This window comes from Paenibacillus xerothermodurans, from assembly GCF_002220865.2.
GTDB lineage: Bacteria > Bacillota > Bacilli > Paenibacillales > NBRC-103111 > Paenibacillus_S > Paenibacillus_S xerothermodurans.
The window spans coordinates 533,607-553,789 of the sequence record NZ_NHRJ02000002.1; the positions used below are offsets into that span (position 1 = coordinate 533,607).

Below are 20,183 nucleotides of genomic sequence, written 5' to 3' on the forward strand. Positions count from 1 at the left end.
ATAACGGTTAATTCAACAAAAAGAGAGCTTCCGATGCATAAATCGGAGGCTCTCTTTGTCAGCTGGGCGTAATTTTAACCGGAACAATAACGGAAAATGTCGTACCGTGCCCTTCCTTGCTTTTCACCTGAACAGTGCCCTGGTGAGCTTCTACAAGATTGCGAACGATGGAGAGGCCTAAGCCGGTGCCCCCGGTTGCGGCCCGCGTACGAGCCTTATCGGCCTTGTAGAATCGTTCGAATACGTAAGGCAAATCCGCACTCGGAATGCCATGACCACTGTCAATCACCTCAATGATTGCTGCATCCTTGCCCTTAAATGTGATACGGTCTGCGCGTATCCGAATTGCCTCGTTAGGCGGAGTGTGCCGAATCGCATTATCCAAAAGGTTCGTCATAACCTGTTCCAGCCGGTCCTCATCCGCTTGCTGCAGGATCAGCGCCCGGTCCGGCAGTTCATATGTCATCGCGATCCCCTGTTCTTTGGATAAGACTGCAAACTTGCGGTGCATTCGTTTAACGAAGCTGATTAGATCAACCTGCCGGAAATGGAGCTGCAGGTTACCTGTCTCCATCCGGGCCAAATCTAGCAAATCCCTTACAAGTCTGCCCATGCGAAGTGACTCATCATGTATGACTTGTGCCAGCTCCTGGCGTTCATCGGGCGTGGCTGCGATGCCATCCAACAAGGCCTCACTATAGCCCTGCAGCATCGACAACGGAGTTCGCAGTTCATGAGACACGTTCGCAACGAAGTCTTTGCGCAGCTTATCCAGTCTGAACTCCTCCGTAACATCCCGAAGCACAGCGACTACACCCCGCACGGCATCTCTGGAGTAAAGCGGAGCCATGACCACAGACCACACCTCGTTGTGCACATGTACCTTGGATGACATCTGTTTGGCCCCACTGATTACTTGATCGAATAACATTTGCATCGGCTCCGGAATGGTGAGCTTGTTCACATCCGTCTTCCGGCCGTCTGAACTGTGGGACTCCTCTGCGTCCCAGTGGATCTGGTTCCATTCCCTAATGATTTTATCTCCTTGCGGGTTGGTCAAAATCCCGTGGCCTTCAGCATCGAATGTCACCACAGCGTCGGTCATACTCCGGAGCACGCTCGCCAAATGCTCTTTTTCATGGTTCAGCGCCTTGATCGTCTCCGACAGCTCCTCGCCCATTCGATTGAAGGTACGACCCAATTCGCCGATTTCGTCTGACGAAGTGATCGGCACCCGGGTACCGTACTCCCCATGTGATATTAGATCTGCCGCCTTCTTCAACCGCAGGAGAGGCTGCGTAATTCGGGATGAGAGAAAAAAGGCAAAAAACGTGGTAATTAAGAATCCGATGATGGCGACGTAGCCGAATAATCGTTTGACAAAGGCCTGTGTTGCTTCCACTGATTGCGTCGATTGATATAGAATCGTTGCACCGATAATGTTCTGCTGTGCTGTATCGCGCAAGGGCACCGCGACCGCGGAATACAGGTTGTTAGTTCGCTGTTTTGCTCCTGATTTGCCGAGCACTTGGTTATCAATCGTTTCTCCCGCGAATACGTGACTCAGTGTCTGCTTGGTAAAGAAATCATCGTAATGCAAATCGCCCATGCTCAAATTATCCAACGGACTGCTGATCTGCTGGAAATTCGTGTCGATAATGAACACACTGGCCTCCTGAGCGCTGAGCAAGTCATTGACCAATTGGATGTAGCGGTCGTCTTCCCCGTTGATGGAGATGCCGCTCGTGACTTTGGCGCCCAGCTTCCGCAAGTTTTCCGTTTGTTCCTGCGATTTGGGGAATGATGTTTCAATGTATTGCCCGAGAAACAGGCTGAGCGCGACCAGTACCACCGCCACCAAGCCAATGATAGTGAGCCACAGTTTGCCTACAACGCTTCTAAATATGAACACGCTATTTTGGCACCTCTAGTTTGTATCCTACTCCCCAAACCGTTGTGATCATGGCGGCTGCTTCCGGTGAGACCTTGTTCAGTTTCTCGCGAAGCCGTTTCACATGAGTGTCCACTGTGCGCAGATCACCGAAAAATTCGTAATTCCATACATCCTTCAGCAGCTCCTCCCGGGAGAATACTTTATCGGGAGACACCGCCAGATAGTGGAGCAGCTCGTATTCCTTCGGTGTTAAAGCCACTTCTTGGCCGCCGGCCGTGACGCGATGTGCATCGTGTTCGATAACAAGATTAGGAAAAACAATATTATTGCTTGTGTTAACTTCTTTCGACAAATATGCCGTGACTGACGACCTGCGCAAAATCGCTTTTACCCGATAAATGACTTCGCGGGGACTGAATGGCTTGACCACGTAGTCATCCGCTCCCATTTCGAAGCCCTGCACTCGGTTCATCTCTTCGCCTTTTGCCGTCAGCATGATAACCGGCGTCGATTTTACCTGGCGCAGTCTGGCGCACACTTCATTGCCGTCCATGCCGGGCAGCATAACGTCGAGCAGAATTAGATCATAATCCGTGTCCAGAGCTTTTCTCAGAGCCGTTTCCCCATCCTCGGCTTCATCTATAGCAAAGTTTTCCTTTTCCAAATACATCCGCAGCAGACGCCGTATCCTCTCTTCGTCATCCACCACCAAGATCGTCATTTTCACATCCAACATCGAATCCTCAACCCCTTCTCCCAACTAAATTAAACGCCGGCATAAGAGTGCAATCCCGCGATGACCAGATTGACTCCGATCAATGTAAACATTACAACCATAAATCCGACCACGGACAGCCACGCCGACCTTTTGCCCTGCCAGCCCCGCGACATGCGCAGATGCAGATAGGCCGCATAGTATAACCACGTGATGAGGGCCCATACTTCTTTGGGATCCCAGCCCCAGAAGCGTCCCCAGGCGTCTGCTGCCCAGATCATAGCGAACACCAGTGCACCGAGCGTAAACACTGGATAGCCGATCGCAATTGCACGGTAACTGATCTCATCAATGTCTTCGCTGTCCACGTTATTCATGAGCGGACTCAGCGCCGCACCCAGCGGCTTGCGGGCAATGACTCTAAGCAAGCCGTACAGTATCAAGCCGCCGATAATGGACCATATCACTGTGTTCAGCTTCCGTCCGGCGTTAGCCCCCTCCATCCAAGAAGGCGCCTCAAACGGTGCCTGCCTCATGCCCAGGAACGGCACCATCTCAATCTGCTCTCCTTGATAAGGCTTTACCAACGGCGGCAGCACGTAATTCACAGGCTGCTGGACTGTCTGCTCCACGCCGTCTTCATCGGTTATAACCACGCCGTTCACGAACTTCGCGTGGTATCCCGCGGCATTGAAACCGAAAATCGTAACGACAAACGCAATAATCATTGCTAGAACAAATAAAGTGAACTCAACACCTTTTTGTTCCTTTCGATCCACTGGTTCTTTGCTGTTGAAATTGACCGTGCGCAGCAAATACATAAGTCCGGCCGCAAAGCCTACGGCGAAAAACGCCTCGCCCGCTGCTGCGGTCGTTACATGAATCTTCAACCAATAGCTTTGCAGCGCCGGGATGAGAGGCTGCACTTCGTTGGGAAACACGGAAGCGTAAGCAATAATGATAATCCCAACGGGCAGCGCAAAAACACCCAGCACTTGCGCCCGGTAAATAAAGTAAACTATGATAAAAGCAAGAATGATCATCATGCCGAGAAATGTCATAAATTCATACATGTTGCTGGTAGGAATGTGGCCAGCCTCCGCCCATCGAGTGAAAAAGAACGTGAGATGGGCGAGAAAGCCTATAATAGACATGACAATCCCAATCTTACCCCACTTGGCAGAGTGAGCTTGCGGATCACGCTGTCCCCATTTTTTCCCGACGATGGAGATCACGAACGTCAAAAATGCCGCATTATATACGATAAAGGCTATTAACAGAAACAAGCTGCTCTCCACTATTTCACCACTCCTGCTTCCAGCGATTTAGGTTCCACTTCTATGCCGGATTTTCGCAATATATCCGCGACTTCCTTACGAATCCCGAACCAATTTTTATTCGTGTGTGCGCCTAAGGCAAGAACGCCGTTGTCAATCCGCAGCCATACCCGACGGTGGTGCCAATAAAAACCCATCACCAACCCGATCATCGAAATCGCCGCGCCCACCCATATGTACGGCATCGCCCTGTCAACGCGAATATTTAGATAGCTGGTATACTCCGAGAACTGTACATCTGCCATGGAGTTGACGGATATGTCAAATTTTTGCGCGAGCGCGCCGTTAATTGTGTCCTGTTGAAATGCCACTTTGTCCACCTGCCGCGGGAAGTACAGATAAGGCTCTCCTTCCGGCGCCAGATCAGGGCCCGTGATGGAGAAAATGAAAGCCGGCATTTTAGGCTCATTTGATTTCGTTGTCGGCACACCCTTCTCGTCCAAACCAAAATCCGGAAAGTATGCCTTCAGCTTCAAAGTGTAAGCCCCTGATTGGTACTCCGGTTCAGGTCTTGTCATCGACAGCTCGAACGTGCCGTAGGCTTCGCCGGTAAGCTTGTTTTTGAATGTCGGCTTCACTGAAATGAGCATCGGCGACTCTTTGAAATCGAATTGGTAGGCCATTAGGCCCTTATATTCAAGAGGAGCATTGACTATGATGTTTTGCCGGTGAACTTCCTTCAGCTGAGGAGCCTTGGACATGGCACCGCAATCAGCAGTGCATTCATATAAGACGGCCTGAGTTTCGTAGATTTTCGGAACGATCTGCTGCTTGTCCCTGAATTCTTCCGACATCTCCTGCTCGCTGTAATATTCAACCGTAAAATTCTCATTTTTCAAATAGTACGATGTCTCAGGAATTTTCACAATTTGACCTTCCGGGAACGCGATATGCTGGTCCATATGCCATCCCGGGATGCTTCTCATCAAAACAGCCATAAGAAATATGATTAGACCGATATGATTGATATAAGGCCCCCACCGGCTGAAACGGTGTTTCTCTGCGAGCAGTGCTGTGCCGTCAGTGTACACTTTGTAATGTCGTTTCTTGAAAAGCTGGGCTGCGTTATTGACCCAGACTTGCTCGGTCGAGCCATGCGCTTGCCCGGGTTCAGCGTGCTGCCGGGTAAACAGCGGCCCGTTATACGATACTTTTTGCCGCAGAATGAAATTGAGATGTTTGCGGATCTGCTGCTTGCTTAGAGCACGGTATAAGGGGAGTACCCGGTCCAAGCTGCACACCACCAGAGAGGTTCCGATCATAAATAAAAGTCCGATAAACCACCACGATTCAAAGGTATGTGATAAACCGAGCATGTAATAAATCTCGCCCAACGTCCCGTATGTTTCTTTATGGTAAGTGGATGGATCGAAATTGATAAAGGTATTTTCTTGCGGATAAATGGTACCGAGAGCCGCACCTAGCAGAGTGATGATAATTAAGTAGATGGCGATTTTAACAGAGGAAAAAAAATTCCACACCCTGTCTATCAGATTAGGGTCCGTTTTCTGCGACCGTCTTGCCACTCCATCGTAGCGCATTTCAAGCGGGGCGGTGCCCTCCTCTGCATACAACGGCTTGCCGCAGGATTCGCAGAGCACGGTGCCGACATGATTCTGGTGGCCGCACTCGCATTTTGTATTTTGAATCATGTGTACCTCCTGAACCGTCGTTTCGAAACCGGTGTGCCGTGCCCGAAGCAGCCGTGCCCCCGCCCGGCGCGGTTGACCCGCGCTCGGGTCGGCTGTGCATCGTCACCTTAGCTGAGCCTGTACCTCAGTAGTCCTATGATCTATTAATGAGGCCCATAGCAGTCAGTTCGTGCCGGAGATAGAGGCGATAGTCTGCTCTATGAAATCTTCATTCATTTCGCCCACCCAAATTCTCGCAATGTTTCCCTCGGCATCGATGAAGAATGTTGTCGGATAATTCATAACGCCATACCGCTGGCGCGTTTCCTGGTTATCGTCAAACAAAATGGGAAAAGTTAATTTATGCTGCTGCATGAAATTTTGCACGGTAATCGGGCTTTCCCCAATATTCACACCGAGAAATGCGACGTTGTCGGGATTATGCTTTTCGAACTGACTCTGTATGGCCGGCATCTCCTGTTTGCAAGGAGGACACCATGTGCCCCAAAAATTGACCATCACTGTTTTGCCTTTGTAATCGGACAGCTTATGCTGCCGGCCGTCTGATCCGACCAGTGTAAAATCCGGTGCTTTACTCCCTTCCACCGGCTTCTCCTCGGACGCATACAAACTGCTCCACAGCGTCCAGACGCCGAGAAGCAGTACGCAGGTAAAAATGGTCAACTGCACCCACCGTCTATGTTGTCCCATTGGTTGACACCTCAAACTTATGTCTTCTCTCGCTTCATTATATCGAAGTTTGCCGGCTGATCTTATTTGCCTTTTTGAATTTTATGTGTCTTGCGTGCATCATCCGTCAATTCTTTTACTTCTTGCGGGGTTAAATGACGATATCTGCCGCGGCCTACGCCGGTCAATGCCAGCGGACCGAACATCACACGTCTCAGCCTGACCACGGGGAAGCCGATCGCGTCGAACATTCGCCGTACCTGCCGGTTGCGGCCTTCGTAGATCGTAATCGACACAACGGTTTCGTTGCTCTCCGGATTAATATCGTGGTACTCCACTTCGGCAGGCGCGGTCATCCCGTCCTCCAGCTCAATCCCGTTTCGCAGCTTGTCCAGCAATGTTCCGTGCGGCACACCTTTCACAGTGGCATGGTAGGTGCGCGGCACATGGTGCTTGGGATGAGTAAGCAGATTTGCGAAATCGCCGTCGTTAGTGAGAAGCAGCAGCCCCTCAGTATCGTAATCGAGCCGTCCCACCGGGTAAATTCGTTCGCTGATGTCCTTCAGATAATCGGTCACGATTTTCCGTCCGCCCGGATCGGACGCGCTCGTTATCACACCCTTAGGCTTGTGGAAAAGCACATATACCTTTTTCTGCTGGCGGATCGGTTTGCCCTCAACCAGGATCACATCCTGCGTAGGATCGACTTTTACCCCCATCGCCGTTACTACTTCTCCGTTCACCTGCACACGGCCAGCAGTTATTAATTCTTCACATTTTCGACGGGAGGCTACTCCCGCTTCAGCCAATACCTTCTGTAATCGCTCCATTAGTCTCCATTCACCTCAAACCTAATGATACCCATCCGCAGATGAAATCACAAGTTGGGACCATGGAAAAAAAGCGCCTGGGCAGGTCGGTGTGTGAGGAAAAAAATCGTCCGGTTCGAAATGAAATCTCTCAGCTAAGCGCAGCGCCAGTTTGCGCAGCAAAAACAGCTGCTCCATTTCCTCCGCCGTGTAGGTGGCACGCCGCTCATGAAAGTTTCCCTCCAGGCAGATATGAATGAACAACGAGTCGGTTGGCTCGGCAGATGGGGTGATACCGCCGCTGCGGGAGATAAAAAAATCAAACCCTTTGCCGTTGATCGCGGGACACGCGGAATGATGGATGACGATACCGAAAAACTGCACGCAGCTCACCTCTATTCGTTAGCTGGTACAGTATATGAGTGGAATGCAGCGAGGGTGTTAGGCGAACACTAAGTAACATACAAGGATGGAAGCGACAAAACCGACCACATCGGAAATCAGTCCGACTTTCAAAGCATAGCTTGCTTTACGTATGCCGATGGCCCCAAAGTAAACGGTAATAACATAAAGTGTCGTATCGGTGCTGCCCTGTATCGTGGAAGCGATGCGGCCGATCATTGAATCGGGACCGAACTGCTGCATTAAATCCGTCGTAAAGGCCAGCGAGCCGGCGCCGGTTAACGGGCGCAAGATCGCGAGCGGCAGCACCTCACTTGGTATACCAATCCAGTCGCACAGCGGACGCACCCATCCGATCGTGAGCTCCATGGCGCCCGAGGCTCTGAACACGCTAATGGCCACCATCATGCCTACAAGATGCGGAATGATGCGTATGGCGGTGTCGAAGCCGTCCTTTGCCCCTTCCACAAACGATTCGTAAACCGGCACCTTACGGTAAGCAGCATATAGCGGGATGAAAACGATAATCACGGGAATCGCCCACGCAGAGATCAGGTTTACTAAAGAGTACAATCCGGTTCATCCTTTCCCTTTCGGATTATGTTTCGCTGGCCGGATGTTGATCGTATGATGGCGCCTGTACCATTTGTCCACCGCGATTGCCGCAATCGTTGAAACACAAGTAGCGAGCAGTGTTGTTCCAACAATCTCTGTGGGGTTGATTGAATCGAAATTCATGCGTATCGCAATGAGAGTGGTTGGGATGAGAGTGATGCTGGCGGTATTCAACGCGAGCAATGTGCACATGGCCGGGCTCGCGATCTCTTTGTTGGGATTCAAGGTTTGCAGCTCCTGCATTGCTTTGATCCCCATCGGTGTAGCGGCATTGCCCAACCCCAAAATGTTGGCGCCCATGTTGGAGGTGATATAGCCCAACGCCGGATGATTCCTCGGCACGCTCGGGAACAGAAAGCGGACCACAGGACTGAGCCAAGATGACAGAAGCTGCAGCAGCCCCGCATCCTCGGCGATACGCATCATCCCCAGCCAAAAAACCATAATGCTGATCAGACCGAAGCAAACGGTCACACCGCTTTTCGCCCCGTCGAAGGTAGCCTGGGTCACCAGTTCGATATTACCTTGGGCGGCCGCAACAACAAACCCTGCCACAATAAAAAACAGCCAAATGAAATTTACCATATTGTCATGACCCTCCTCTGGCGGTGCTTGCTGCTATGTGGTGCGCCCCATGAACAAATCACGGACGACAAACTGTAAGATGTAAAGCCATTTTTCCGGCCACGTCATCTCGCCTTGCCGTGTTTCATTGAATGAAAATGTCGAGCGGTCGGGGAGGCGTAATCTCGAGCTTCCCTCAATAAAAAGGGGTACATCTCCAATATCCTTGCCATTCAATAAATAGTGCAGCTTGCCCGCCTCGCCCAGCCGAGAATGAACGGAATTCGCATCGTGGAGCTCTATTTTCGTGGTTATCTGACTTCTCTCATTCGCCAGCATCGGATAACTAAACCTCAGCCCCGCCACATACTGTGTGCCCGGTACGTGCTCTCCCTTTTGTATCAGATCCGCCAGAGGAAAATGTTTAAATCCGTAATCGAGTAGTTTGGCATGGTCCGACCAGTCATCGGGATCATTGAGCGTCACAACGGCCAACTGTTGGCCATTGCGCGTCGCCGACGACACCAGGCAGCGTCTGGCAAGCTTTGTGTAGCCCGTTTTGACACCGTCCGAGCCTTCATACAGGTTCAACATTTTGTTTTTATTAAACCAGGTATAGTCCCAGGCTTCGTTTGGATTAGGAGCTTTTTTGACCTTCGTCTTGACGATTTCTTGAAAGACGGGATTACGCAGCGCATACGCCGTAAGCTTGGCCATATCATTGGCTGTAGAATAGTGCTCGGGTTCATCCAGCCCATGCGGATTTTTAAAGCTGGTGTTGGCCATACCGATCATACGTGCCTTTTCATTCATCAAATAGGCAAACCCGTCTATCGAGCCCCCGACATGCTCCGCAATCGCCGTAGCCGCATCGTTGCCTGATCGCAGCATCATGCCGTACAGCAGATGCTTCAGGCTCATCTCCTCACCCAGCTTGAGATAAATGCTCGACCCCTCTTTGCCGTATGCACTTTTGCTAACCTTCACTTGGTCCGACAGCCGACCGTGATCGATGGCTACAATCGCTGTCATTATTTTTGTCAGGCTTGCGACACGCATGGTTTTGTCTCCCTGCCGGCTGAACAGCAGTCTGCCTGATTGCACGTCGATTAAAGCGGCCGCCTCTGCATGTGTGGCAATGGGCGGTGCGGCTTGTACGCTGAACGGATAATGGAGCACCGACCCCAGCAGCGCCACCGCGATGAACAGCAAACCGATTCTTCTCATATGATCCTCCCACAGGTTCAACAATGTCTTGTACATGTATATGCTTATCCACCTCAGTTATGTCCACACGAAAAAACCTGCTGCAGCCACGCTGCAGCAGGTTAATCACGGTCCTCTATGGAGTCGATGCAATCCGGTGCATCATATGCAGCATGTCCTACTTTGGTGCTCACCCGGTAAATAGTAGTTGGCTTCGCGGTGTAGGGAGCAAGCAGCGGCAGGAGTCTCTCTGGTTCCGTGACCGTCCGATCCAGCCAGATGCTTTCCTGCTCGGCGGTAAGGATAGCAGGCATGCGGTGATGTATGTGCGCCATGGTCTCATTCGCAGGCACCGTTATAATCGCGCACGTATGGAGCTTGTTTCCGTCAGCCCCGGACCAAGTATCATACACCGCCGCCATCCCGAACAAGGAGTGGTCGCGCAGGGTGAAGCGCACAGGCTTTTTTTTGCCGTCTGCTTGGTACCACTCGTAAAATCCGTCGGCCGGGATCAGGCATCTTTTCCGGGAAAGGAGCTTGCGAAACCCGGGCTTGTCCGCCAGCGTCTCCGAGCGCAAATTAATCGGACGAGGGCCGCTCTTGTCCCCCGACGCCCAACTGGGGACGAGGCCCCATTGCAGAGAGCCGAACCTGCTGCCGTGCGTTATGCCGCCGTCACCATTCGTACCATCGACAACGGCAGGAATCCATTGCCCAGGTGCGACATTGTATCTCGGCGCATATAGCTCGGACGTACCCCGGCGCAGCAAAAAACGCAGAACAAGCTCCTCGTAAGAAACGGTTATGGTATAACGTCCACACATAATCAATCACCCATGGGTGTCCGGGCAGGCATAACGTGGTCGGTTGAAACCGGCATCTGTCGCCCGGGCAGTTTTATCTTAAATATAGGAGAATCCAATCGGTATTTCAAACGCAAATTGCGCTCACGCCCGTGCCGATGGTTTAGATCCACCCTGTCTGCCGGATAAATAGGTAAAGCTGCCCAAAAAATTGAGCAGCCCGTAACCTAACCTTCATATCTCTATAGTATGTCTGTTTGCTTCCTTTATCAGTATGAAACAAAAACTCCCCTGTGTATATGAAGTCTTTCTGGTAAAAGAAGCAATATATTCCACTTATGCCTGCCAGGGACATCAAACAATGAAATTCTGGCTGCTGCTGGTTGTCGGCGTTGTGGCGCTTGTAGTGCCGGTGGTGCTTGTTGCGGGAGGCGGTGTGGTTCCCATCGCACTGGTGGCACCCATCATACCCATCGAGCTCATGCCGCCAGAGATCATGCTCTGGATTTTATCCACTACGTTCGGTGCGGCGTCAATAAGTCTTTCAAACAGATGGGTTTGGTTATCGAGCGGCACAATTTTAACCCCTTGCGCTCCTACCACCAAAAATGCAATCGGTGTGATGGACACGCCGCCGCCGCTACCGCCGCCAAAAGGAAGCGCAGTTTTGGCATTCATAGCATCAGTGCGAGTGGCGACGCCAGTCGTGTCCTCGGTGCCGAATTCACTTCCGCCGGCAGCGAAGCCAAAGCCCACCTTGGAGATCGGCATGATGACACTGCCATCCGGCGTTTCCACGGGATCGCCGACAATAGTATTGACATCCACCATCTCTTTGATATTTTCCATTGCGGTTTTCATTAAACCTTGTATCGGATGCTCAGTCATTTTGATGTCCTCCTCGACCTTATATTGATGATCTTTCTATTTAAGCATTGTTAGAGTTCCCTGCAAGCATGGGCCATATTCCAGGCCTCCACCTGCCAAAAACTAACATAGCCGAATTCCGCGGGTGTGCGTACACTATACCTTGAACAAGACACGCTGCCATGTGCGTAACCCGTTCTTTACTTTGAAGATCCGATACACCAAATGGAGTCCGGCGACACAGACGTAAAACAACCGAATATGAGTTGTACAAGTCACCTCGGTAGTGAATTTTGTTCCGTTAAAATGTGGTTGCACGAGCAGCTCAGGACGCGCATGAAGTTTAATGAATCGAAAAGCTACCCCTAATAGCGATGATTTCAACCCCCACACCATGCCGGTGGTCATCGCCGTTTCCGCGGCATCGCCCACGCCCAGTTCCGTTTTCCAGTACATGCGCGTGCAATGCACGTGGCCAAGCGTATCTGACAACCACCGGTCGAACCGGACGCAGTGTGTCAACAGCTGCCGAAGATTGTCAAAAAGCTGCTGGATGGTTCGTTTATCGATGTTCCTGTTGAGCTCAAGGAGCAGCTGGTTTTCCGATTTGTCAATGAATTGCGACTTCACGCCAAGACCTTCCGACAAGCTGATAAAGTTCATAATTGGAATTGCGAGCCGCTTTTTCACTAAACCGTAGAGTGCGTGGACGTCAATCAAAATCTCATCGTTTTTGTTTTCCCGACTCGCTGAAATCCGACATTCCACTTTGCTGGAAAGCAGTATTATGAATCCAACGACCAGCACACCTGCAATCCAAGCAAACACCATGTTCATCCCTCCGCTGTCATTTCCTGTGCTGTGCCGCACGTCTCGCGTAGGCGGCACGCCACAAAAAGAAAACCCCTGATGAAAGAAGCACCGCTTCCTTCGTTCAGGAGTTAGTATAGCCCTATAATGGTAAAACATGCGCTGGGACTCTTTGGCAAGCTTACTCGGTGTCCGTCACATCCTCGAATGTCAGCTGGTTGTCAGTACCGCCCAGCTTATCGAACAGCAGCCGCGTTTCCTCTTCCAAGTTGTCTTCGTCATGGAATAACGACGATTCCGGCAGCTCATCGATGCTCGCCAATGCGAAATGATCAAGGAAAGATTTGGTCGTGCCATACAAAATTGGCCGCCCCGGCGCGTCCGCGCGATCCACCTCTTGTATTAGATCTTTCGCCACCAGCGTTTGCAGCGCCCGATCCGACTTCACACCGCGAATTTCTTCGATGTCCACACGCGTGATGGGCTGCTTGTACGCGACAATGGCCAGAGTTTCCAGTGCCGCTTGCGATAAGGATGACCGGGAAGGTGAATAAGCCAGCCGCTCGAAATATGGCGCATGAGCCGGCAGCGTGGTCAGCTGATAAGTTCCGGCGAGCTCGACGATTTGCAAGCCTCGTTCGGCGCGGCGCAGATCGGCCTGCAGATCCAGCACTAGTTCCCTGATGAAATCAGCACTCTGATCGAGCACCTCAGCCAGCTGCTTGGCGTCAAGTCCTTCGTCGCCCGCCACGAACAGGAGCCCTTCAATAACTGATTTCATCTGCCGTAAATCCATGCGCTAAGCCTTCCTCTCTTGCTTGAATCACAATATCTTCAAACAGCCGGTGCTGAAAGCACACCACCGCTTTAACCTTCATTAATTCCAACAACGCGAGAAATGTGGTGACGATGCCCTCACGGGACGTGTCCTCATCGACCAATTTGGAAAAAAGCACTTTGCCCCCCGCTCGCTCGAGCCAGCGAACGACTTCCTGCATCCTGCCCTTAACGGATATTTCATCCTTGCGGATTTTCGTCACCATATTTCGGCTGGTCATGCGGCGCAAAGCCCGCTGAAATGCGTACACCAGATCCGCCACCTGAAGCCCTCGTACCGGATTTTCGATCACTTTCGGCGCATACGGTGTCAAATCCTCCGGCTCCCGTGTGTAGATTAGACTGCGTTCGAGCTCTTTATCCCGTAAATGGTCTGCAATAGCCTTGTATTTGCGGTACTCGATCAATTTCGCCACGAGTTCCGCGCGCGGATCATATTCATCGTCCAACATATAATCGTGATCGTAATCCAATTCGATAACAGGAGGCTTGGGGAGCAGCATCTTGCTTTTGATCGAAAGCAGTGTTGCGGCCATCACCAAAAACTCACTGGTCACTTCCAGCTCCAATTCCTGCATCGCGTCCAGAAACCCCATGTATTGATCGGTGATTTCTTTGATCGGGATGTTGTAAATGTCTATCTCCGATGTATCTATCAAATGCAGCAGCAAATCAAGGGGGCCTTCGAACGTATCGAGTTTGTATGTAACTTTGTCCACCTTGCGGTTCCCCCTAAGAGTTTCGCTTTAGCAGCAGTCTGCCTGGCCCGCAAGCGCCGGGCTTTTCGGTGGAAAAGCCCGCTTGCCCGCGCGATTTAAGACAGCTGTTTGGTCAGGTTGGCCATTTCGATCGCTGTCACGGCCGCTTCCCAACCCTTGTTGCCTGCTTTCGTGCCTGCGCGCTCCACTGCTTGCTCAATCGAGTCCGTGGTCAACACGCCGAATACGGTCGGTACCCCTGTTTTTAAGTTGATCGCGGCTACCCCTTTGGCAGCTTCGCTGCAGACATAGTCAAAATGCGGTGTGGAACCGCGGATGACGGTGCCCAGCGTAATAACGGCGTCATATTTGCCGCTTTCGGCCATTTTTTGTGCGATCAGCGGAATCTCGAACGCCCCCGGCACCCACGCGACCTCTACTTCATCATCCGTCGCACCGTGACGCTTCAGCGCGTCCAACGCACCGCCAAGAAGTTTGCTTGTAATAAATTCGTTGAATCGACCCACAACAATGCCGTATTTCAGGCCGGTGGAAATTAAATGTCCCTCGTATACTTTCGCCATCGTCTCTCAACATCCTTCCGAATTCTTATGATTTAATGTGAAAATCAAGCATGTGACCCAGCTTCGCCTGTTTAGTGTGCAAATAGTTGGAATTGGATTCATTCTCTGCCATTTGAATCGGTACCCTCTCCACGACCTCCAAGCCATAACCTTCGAGACCCTTGATCTTGCGCGGATTGTTAGTCAATAATCTGATTTTGGAGACACCCAAATCCTTCAGGATTTGAGCACCTATGCCATAATCGCGCAGATCGGGAGCGAACCCTAGTTTCAAATTCGCGTCCACGGTATCCAATCCCTGCTCCTGCAGCACGTAGGCCTTCAATTTGTTAATTAAACCGATACCGCGCCCTTCCTGACGCATATACAACAGTACGCCCGCACCGGCTTCGTCGATTTGCCTCAACGCGGCATCCAGCTGGGGACCGCAGTCGCATCGATGAGAATGAAACACGTCGCCGGTCAAACACTCTGAATGGACGCGCACGAGCGTGGGCAGCGAACTGTCGATTTTTCCCTTCACCAGAGCAACATGCTCCTTGTTGTCAACGACGTTGGTATAGGCAATCGCGGAGAAAACTCCGTAGTCAGTGGGCAGTTTCACTTCCACCTCTCGCTGTACCAGCTTTTCCTTCGTGTTGCGGTATTGGATGAGATCCCGAATGGTAATAATTTTAATGTCATGCTTCCGGCTGATCTCCATCAGCTCCGGCACACGGGCCATTTCTCCATCTTCCTTGATAATTTCACAGATAACAGCCGCAGGGTAAGAACCGCACATACGGGCCAGGTCCACTGCTGCTTCCGTGTGTCCCGCCCTGCGCAGGACGCCGCCTCTTTTGGCGATCAGTGGAAAAATGTGCCCGGGTCGGCGAAAGCTAAGCGGCTTTGCAGCAGGATCTATCAGCGCGCGTATCGTTCGCGACCGCTCTGATGCTGAAATCCCGGTGGTGGTCTCAACATGGTCCACCGAGACGGTAAAAGCCGTGCCATGATTGTCGGTGTTTTCGGACACCATCGGAGGCAAGTCGAGATCTCTAGCCCGTTCTTCGGTGATCGGCACACAGACAAGCCCACGGCCTTCTGTAATCATAAAATTAATCACTTCGGGTGTTGCTTTATCAGCCAAGGCGATAAAATCGCCCTCGTTTTCGCGATCTTCATCATCCACGACTATTATAACTTTACCGAGCATCAGATCATATATCGCTTCTTCGATCCGATGAAACTTCATAGGTACGGTCATCTCACTCCCTGCCTTTCTCATCTCTATGTTAAATAAATCCGTTATCTGCGAGGAAAGCTTCCGTTAAACCGCTGGACTTACGGCTGGAATCACGGCCGTCGGGATAGGTTAACAAACGTTCTATATATTTGCCAAGCACGTCGGCCTCCAGATTGACCGTGTCCCCCGGCTGCTTATGCTGCAACACGGTTTGCGCCAGTGTGTGCGGTATGATGGAAACCGTAAACCCAGAGTCGGATACCGCAACCAGCGTTAAACTGATGCCGTCAACAGTGATCGAGCCGTGCGGGATCATATATTTTAAAATAGCACTATCATGCGGTTCGATGTGAAATACAACGGCATTGTCCTCCGGAGCGCGGCCGGTGATCGTTGCGACAGAGTCGACATGCCCCTGCACGATATGCCCCCCAAACCGTCCTCCTGCAGCCATGGCTCGCTCCAGGTTAACATGCTCGCCGATGCGCAGCGTCCGCAAGGTGGTTTTACGATACGTCTCCGGCATCACATCGACTGTAAAAGACGACCCGTCATATTGTGTGACTGTTAAGCACACACCGTTAACCGAGATACTGTCGCCTAGATGGACATCCTCCAGTATGCGTTTGGCCGCGATAGTAAGCACCATCGCTTGCCCTTGTTTCGTTATCCGCCGCATGACGCCAACTTCTTCTATAATGCCTGTGAACACACCTACACCTCGTTCCTATAATGCGGATACCCGGTGATGCAAATATCATCACCGAACTGCTGCAGCTCGGTGCGCTCCAACCGGATCGCGTCGTTCATCCGCTCAAAGCCCCCGAACTGAAAATTATCCGGAGCTTTCGCGCCGCCGCCGATAATTTTCGGCGCATAGAACAGCACCATTTTATTTATCAGACGGGCCTCCAGCATCGCTCCGTTTAGCTGGCCGCCGCCTTCCAGCAGAATCGAAGCGATGTCCCGCTGGCCGAGGAGCTCCATCGCTTTCGTCAGGTTTACCCGCGGACCAGGCCCGCAGTCGAGCACCGTGACGCCCGCCGCCTCCAACTCCGCACGTTTCGCCTGCGACGCCTCTGCGGTGGTCAAAACTATGGTTTCTGCACAAGGCTCTGTCACCACCCTTGCTCCCGTGGAGAGTCGGAGCCGGGAATCTGCGATCACCCTGATCGGATGCAGTGCCGGCACGTCCAGTCGGGTGGTCAGCTGAGGGTCGTCAGCCAGTACCGTGTCCACGCCAACCATAATCGCTTGATGCTGGTGCCGCAGCGTATGGACAAACTGCCGCGCTTCGCCGCTTGTTATCCACCTGCTGTCGCCTGTGCGCGACGCGATCTTGCCGTCCAGCGTACTGGCAGTCTTCAATGTAACGAACGGCCGGCGTGTCAAGATAAAGTGATTAAACACTTCATTCAACCGGAGGGCGTGCTCTGCGAGCAGCCCCACACTGACTTCAACGCTATGCTGCCTTAGCTTGGCGATTCCCGTTCCCGCCACAAGCGGATTCGGATCGGTGCAGCTTACCACAACCCGCTTCACCCGCTCGCGGACAAGCCTGTCGCTGCACGGAGGCGTGGCGCCATAATGACTGCACGGCTCGAGCGTCACGTACGCCGTGCTGCCCGCGGCATCCGCTCCCGCCATATCCAGCGCATGAATTTCCGCGTGCGGCGTACCGCGTTTTAGATGTGCGCCCATGCCGATAATACGGCCGTCCTTCACCAGCACGCAGCCCACCACCGGATTGATGCCAGTTTGGCCGGTCGCGCCCTGGGCGAGTTGGATCGCCAGCTGCATATAATACTCATCATTCAATAGCTGCAATATGTCCATCCCCCCAAGGTTCACTCATAGCGGTGCCGCTACTTAGTTGTTATGCAATAAAAAAAGCCGCTTTTCCTGTTAGAAAAGGGGCTTGTTGAAATTGATAGGTATACGAAAAAACGCAGAATTCCGCAGCTCTACAGGATATGATGATACGGGCAGCACAAATTAAGCGATCGAATGACCGATTGTGAAAAAATATGCATGCGCGTGCCAATTGAGTCCTGCGGCGAAAAACGCCGTCCTCGTTTCCTTCTCCCATCCAGACTATACTGTCGGTCTCGGAATCACACCGAGTCCACCGGATGCGCCAGATGCTGCCGCGGCCGGGTCACGGACTGAACAACGCGCGAGAATTCGCATTGTATCACCGCCGGTGGGGAATTTCGCCCCGCCCCGAAGGAAATCTTATTCTTTTACTGTATCACTAGTAAGAGTACTAAGCTGATTGATTCAAAAATTGTACCACCCAGCCTGACAAAAAGCAAGGGATTTTACATACTTTTATTTAGTAGATATATTTAAGTGAGGTGCGGGCAACCGAAAATCATCGGCGGGCTAAAGCAAAAAAATTTGCGGCCTTTCACAGCAGGGGAGAACCTGCGTGGGCAGATGGCAAAACATAATAAAAAGCCAACCCTCTAGTAAGAAGGCTGGCTGCTTGTCCAACATATACACGCGAAAATTACACCTCAACCACTTTGACAGACTCCATTTTGTCTCTGCCCTTGAGTTCGTCTACAAACTCCATGCCGGAAACGACTTTGCCGAACACTGTGTGCTGTCCGTCCAGGTGCGGCTGCGGCTGATAGCAGATGTAAAATTGGCTGCCGCCTGTGTTGCGTCCCGCATGTGCCATAGCGAGTGAACCGCGCTCGTGCTTGTTCGGATTGATCTCGCAGTTGATTTGGTAGCCGGGGCCTCCCGTACCTGTGCCCTGAGGACATCCGCCTTGGGCTACGAAGCCGGGGATGACGCGGTGGAACACCAGTCCGTTGTAAAAACCTTCGTTAGCGAGCTTTTCGAAATTTGCAACCGTATTCGGTGCATCTTTTTCAAACAAATCAATAACTACTTCGCCGCCGTTTTCCATTTTGATATGTGCTTGTTTAGCCATTGTTATATGTACACTCCTTTTATCGTTCAATGTGTTTCATTGTACTATATCCGACCATCCGGCACAAATCGTTCAAACAAAAAAAGCCGGCGACGGTAAACCGCGCCGTGCCGACAGCTCGCTACGTTTGCGCATTATTTCGTAGTTCTGCTTACCTGCTTCATCCGATTAGGAACCACGTCATTGCTGATGATGTTCTCATAGGATTCACGCTGCACCACCACGTCTGCCTCGCCGTCCTTCACGAACACAACCGCCGGCCGGCGAATCCGGTTATAATTGCTCGCCATTGCATAATTATATGCGCCGGTACAGGACACCGCCAGCACATCGCCTGTCCGCACTTCAGGCAGCTTCAAGTCCCAAATCAGCATATCGCCGCTCTCACAAGCTTTACCTGCGATGGACACCACCTCTTGCTCAGGCTCGTCGGCCCGGTTCGCCAGCATCGCCTCGTATACGGAGTTGTACAATGCAGGGCGCGGATTGTCCGTCATGCCGCCGTCTACAGCCACATACTTGCGTACCCCCGGGATATCCTTGTACGTTCCCACTGTATACAGCGTCGTGCCTGCGTCGCCCACTATGCTGCGGCCCGGCTCAACCCAAATTTCCGGTGTCGGATAGTTGTGCTTCTTGAAGTTGCCGATGACGGATTCCGTGATCGCCTGCACATAGCTGGCAACGGGCAGAGGTGCATCGCCCTCCACATAACGAATGCCGAAGCCTCCTCCCAAATTGACCACGGAGAAGACGACATTGAGCTCGTCGCGCACTTTGGCTGCGAAATTGACAACTTTGTCCACCGCCAGTTTAAAGCCTTCTACTTCAAAAATCTGCGAACCAATGTGCGAGTGCAGCCCTAACAATTGAATGTTGGGCAACTCCAACGCCTCGCGGATGGCCTGATAAGCGGAACCGTTGTCCAAATCCAAACCGAACTTGGAGTCCGTTTGGCCGGTGGAGATATATTCATGTGTATGGGCCTCAACGCCCGGTGTCACACGGAAAAGAATGTTCACCTTTTGACGCTTCTCCCCGGCAACCGCATTCAGCATATGCAGCTCAACGAGATTATCCACCACAAAGCATCCGATCCGTGCGTCGACCGCCATCGCAATCTCATGCGGCGTCTTATTGTTTCCGTGAAAGTGAATTCGCTCCGCAGGAAAACCGGCTTGCAGTGCGGTATACAACTCGCCGTCCGAGACGACATCAAGGGACATGCCCTCTTCCTCCACAATGCGGCACATCGCCATCACACAGAACGCCTTACTGGCGTAAGCAACCTGGAATTTCAAGCCCGAGGCGCGGAATGCATCCATGTACTCGCGGCATCTTTGGCGTATTAAAGCTTCATCCATCACATACAGCGGGGTGCCGAATTGAGCGACCAAGTCGGTCGTGTCGCATCCGCCGATTTGCAAGTGTCCTCTATCATTTATAGTACTAGTTCCATGTAGGTACATTGTTCGCCTTCCCTCTTCCCGTAAACATTACTTCTAAAGTACCACATCGCGGTAGCTGCTGACAATACGCTCACCTGCAGCTT

21 protein-coding genes and 1 riboswitch are annotated in these 20,183 nt (G+C 51.9%); all 21 genes read right to left on the bottom strand.

All coding sequences use genetic code 11. The features are described from left to right. Positions 1-58 precede the first annotated feature (58 nt). Positions 59-1,912 (bottom strand): ATP-binding protein, encoded by a 1,854-nt coding sequence (locus CBW46_RS06160; RefSeq protein ID WP_089199121.1) that lies wholly within the window; start codon positions 1,910-1,912, stop codon positions 59-61. Between the two features lies 1 nt (position 1,913). Next, positions 1,914-2,630 carry a response regulator transcription factor gene (locus CBW46_RS06165; protein WP_089199122.1) on the bottom strand — a complete coding sequence of 239 codons (717 nt, stop codon included), beginning with the start codon at positions 2,628-2,630 and terminating at the stop codon, positions 1,914-1,916. A gap of 29 nt (positions 2,631-2,659) precedes the next feature. After that, the gene (ccsA, locus tag CBW46_RS06170) at positions 2,660-3,907 is read right to left on the bottom strand and encodes a cytochrome c biogenesis protein CcsA (protein ID WP_089199123.1); all 1,248 of its coding nucleotides are present in this window, start codon (positions 3,905-3,907) and stop codon (positions 2,660-2,662) included. Then, a complete protein-coding gene (gene resB, locus CBW46_RS06175) occupies positions 3,907-5,598 on the bottom strand; it encodes a cytochrome c biogenesis protein ResB (RefSeq protein ID WP_089199124.1) in 1,692 nt (563 codons plus the stop codon). Before resB ends, ccsA begins: the two co-directional genes overlap by 1 nt. A 162-nt stretch (positions 5,599-5,760) precedes the next feature. Then, entirely contained in the window at positions 5,761-6,288 is a 528-nt protein-coding gene (locus tag CBW46_RS06180) for a redoxin domain-containing protein (RefSeq protein WP_089199125.1), read from the bottom strand. 62 nt (positions 6,289-6,350) lie between these two features. Further along, entirely contained in the window at positions 6,351-7,097 is a 747-nt protein-coding gene (locus CBW46_RS06185) for a pseudouridine synthase (RefSeq protein WP_089199126.1), read from the bottom strand. A gap of 21 nt (positions 7,098-7,118) precedes the next feature. Further along, positions 7,119-7,460: an N-acetylmuramoyl-L-alanine amidase gene (locus tag CBW46_RS06190; protein ID WP_089199127.1), complete on the bottom strand. Its 342-nt coding sequence runs from the start codon at positions 7,458-7,460 to the stop codon at positions 7,119-7,121. Positions 7,461-7,517: 57 nt separating this feature from the next. Continuing rightward, positions 7,518-8,051 (bottom strand): spore maturation protein, encoded by a 534-nt coding sequence (locus tag CBW46_RS06195; RefSeq protein WP_089199128.1) that lies wholly within the window; start codon positions 8,049-8,051, stop codon positions 7,518-7,520. 6 nt (positions 8,052-8,057) lie between these two features. Beyond that, entirely contained in the window at positions 8,058-8,678 is a 621-nt protein-coding gene (locus CBW46_RS06200; RefSeq protein WP_089199129.1) for a nucleoside recognition domain-containing protein, read from the bottom strand. A 33-nt stretch (positions 8,679-8,711) separates the two neighbouring features. Further along, positions 8,712-9,920, bottom strand: coding sequence for a D-alanyl-D-alanine carboxypeptidase family protein (locus CBW46_RS06205; RefSeq protein WP_424446014.1), 1,209 nt, complete (start codon positions 9,918-9,920; stop codon positions 8,712-8,714). A gap of 65 nt (positions 9,921-9,985) precedes the next feature. Beyond that, positions 9,986-10,687, bottom strand: a complete 702-nt coding sequence (locus CBW46_RS06210; protein ID WP_089199130.1) for an SOS response-associated peptidase — start codon at positions 10,685-10,687, stop codon at positions 9,986-9,988. Between the two features lie 333 nt (positions 10,688-11,020). Further along, on the bottom strand, positions 11,021-11,554 hold the full coding sequence (gene ytfJ / locus CBW46_RS06215) for a GerW family sporulation protein (RefSeq protein WP_089199131.1): 534 nt from the start codon (positions 11,552-11,554) through the stop codon (positions 11,021-11,023). A 135-nt stretch (positions 11,555-11,689) separates the two neighbouring features. Beyond that, positions 11,690-12,364 carry a DUF2953 domain-containing protein gene (locus CBW46_RS06220; RefSeq protein WP_165842206.1) on the bottom strand — a complete coding sequence of 225 codons (675 nt, stop codon included), beginning with the start codon at positions 12,362-12,364 and terminating at the stop codon, positions 11,690-11,692. 160 nt (positions 12,365-12,524) lie between these two features. Beyond that, positions 12,525-13,139 (bottom strand): SMC-Scp complex subunit ScpB, encoded by a 615-nt coding sequence (scpB, locus tag CBW46_RS06225; protein ID WP_089199133.1) that lies wholly within the window; start codon positions 13,137-13,139, stop codon positions 12,525-12,527. Continuing rightward, positions 13,108-13,899 carry a segregation and condensation protein A gene (locus CBW46_RS06230; RefSeq protein WP_089199134.1) on the bottom strand — a complete coding sequence of 264 codons (792 nt, stop codon included), beginning with the start codon at positions 13,897-13,899 and terminating at the stop codon, positions 13,108-13,110. The genes scpB and CBW46_RS06230 overlap by 32 nt, the downstream gene beginning before the upstream one ends. A gap of 95 nt (positions 13,900-13,994) precedes the next feature. Further along, the gene (gene ribH, locus CBW46_RS06235) at positions 13,995-14,462 is read right to left on the bottom strand and encodes a 6,7-dimethyl-8-ribityllumazine synthase (protein WP_089199135.1); all 468 of its coding nucleotides are present in this window, start codon (positions 14,460-14,462) and stop codon (positions 13,995-13,997) included. A 25-nt stretch (positions 14,463-14,487) separates the two neighbouring features. Next, positions 14,488-15,708 (bottom strand): bifunctional 3,4-dihydroxy-2-butanone-4-phosphate synthase/GTP cyclohydrolase II, encoded by a 1,221-nt coding sequence (locus CBW46_RS06240; protein WP_089199136.1) that lies wholly within the window; start codon positions 15,706-15,708, stop codon positions 14,488-14,490. A gap of 28 nt (positions 15,709-15,736) precedes the next feature. Next, the gene (ribE, locus tag CBW46_RS06245) at positions 15,737-16,399 is read right to left on the bottom strand and encodes a riboflavin synthase (RefSeq protein WP_089199137.1); all 663 of its coding nucleotides are present in this window, start codon (positions 16,397-16,399) and stop codon (positions 15,737-15,739) included. A 2-nt stretch (positions 16,400-16,401) separates the two neighbouring features. Continuing rightward, positions 16,402-17,523 (bottom strand): bifunctional diaminohydroxyphosphoribosylaminopyrimidine deaminase/5-amino-6-(5-phosphoribosylamino)uracil reductase RibD, encoded by a 1,122-nt coding sequence (gene ribD, locus CBW46_RS06250; protein WP_207802247.1) that lies wholly within the window; start codon positions 17,521-17,523, stop codon positions 16,402-16,404. 237 nt (positions 17,524-17,760) lie between these two features. Continuing rightward, a riboswitch (FMN riboswitch) is annotated at positions 17,761-17,922 on the bottom strand. 277 nt (positions 17,923-18,199) lie between these two features. Then, positions 18,200-18,631 carry a peptidylprolyl isomerase gene (locus tag CBW46_RS06255; protein WP_089199138.1) on the bottom strand — a complete coding sequence of 144 codons (432 nt, stop codon included), beginning with the start codon at positions 18,629-18,631 and terminating at the stop codon, positions 18,200-18,202. A 134-nt stretch (positions 18,632-18,765) separates the two neighbouring features. Continuing rightward, positions 18,766-20,100, bottom strand: coding sequence for a diaminopimelate decarboxylase (gene lysA / locus CBW46_RS06260; RefSeq protein WP_089199139.1), 1,335 nt, complete (start codon positions 20,098-20,100; stop codon positions 18,766-18,768). Between the last annotated feature and the right edge of the window lie 83 nt (positions 20,101-20,183).

What these genes read in the sequence shown, in the direction of transcription:
- CBW46_RS06205 (WP_424446014.1), bottom strand. Translation starts at nt 9,920, where the DNA reads ATGTACAAGACATTGTTGAACCTGTGGGAGGATCATATGAGAAGAATC.
- ribD (WP_207802247.1), bottom strand. Translation starts at nt 17,523, where the DNA reads ATGGACATATTGCAGCTATTGAATGATGAGTATTATATGCAGCTGGCG.
- ribH (WP_089199135.1), bottom strand. Translation starts at nt 14,462, where the DNA reads ATGGCGAAAGTATACGAGGGACATTTAATTTCCACCGGCCTGAAATAC.
- CBW46_RS06240 (WP_089199136.1), bottom strand. Translation starts at nt 15,708, where the DNA reads ATGACCGTACCTATGAAGTTTCATCGGATCGAAGAAGCGATATATGAT.
- ytfJ (WP_089199131.1), bottom strand. Translation starts at nt 11,554, where the DNA reads ATGACTGAGCATCCGATACAAGGTTTAATGAAAACCGCAATGGAAAAT.
- CBW46_RS06210 (WP_089199130.1), bottom strand. Translation starts at nt 10,687, where the DNA reads ATGTGTGGACGTTATACCATAACCGTTTCTTACGAGGAGCTTGTTCTG.
- scpB (WP_089199133.1), bottom strand. Translation starts at nt 13,139, where the DNA reads ATGGATTTACGGCAGATGAAATCAGTTATTGAAGGGCTCCTGTTCGTG.
- CBW46_RS06220 (WP_165842206.1), bottom strand. Translation starts at nt 12,364, where the DNA reads ATGGTGTTTGCTTGGATTGCAGGTGTGCTGGTCGTTGGATTCATAATA.
- CBW46_RS06185 (WP_089199126.1), bottom strand. Translation starts at nt 7,097, where the DNA reads ATGGAGCGATTACAGAAGGTATTGGCTGAAGCGGGAGTAGCCTCCCGT.
- CBW46_RS06255 (WP_089199138.1), bottom strand. Translation starts at nt 18,631, where the DNA reads ATGGCTAAACAAGCACATATCAAAATGGAAAACGGCGGCGAAGTAGTT.
- CBW46_RS06200 (WP_089199129.1), bottom strand. Translation starts at nt 8,678, where the DNA reads ATGGTAAATTTCATTTGGCTGTTTTTTATTGTGGCAGGGTTTGTTGTT.
- CBW46_RS06180 (WP_089199125.1), bottom strand. Translation starts at nt 6,288, where the DNA reads ATGGGACAACATAGACGGTGGGTGCAGTTGACCATTTTTACCTGCGTA.
- lysA (WP_089199139.1), bottom strand. Translation starts at nt 20,100, where the DNA reads ATGTACCTACATGGAACTAGTACTATAAATGATAGAGGACACTTGCAA.
- CBW46_RS06165 (WP_089199122.1), bottom strand. Translation starts at nt 2,630, where the DNA reads ATGTTGGATGTGAAAATGACGATCTTGGTGGTGGATGACGAAGAGAGG.
- resB (WP_089199124.1), bottom strand. Translation starts at nt 5,598, where the DNA reads ATGATTCAAAATACAAAATGCGAGTGCGGCCACCAGAATCATGTCGGC.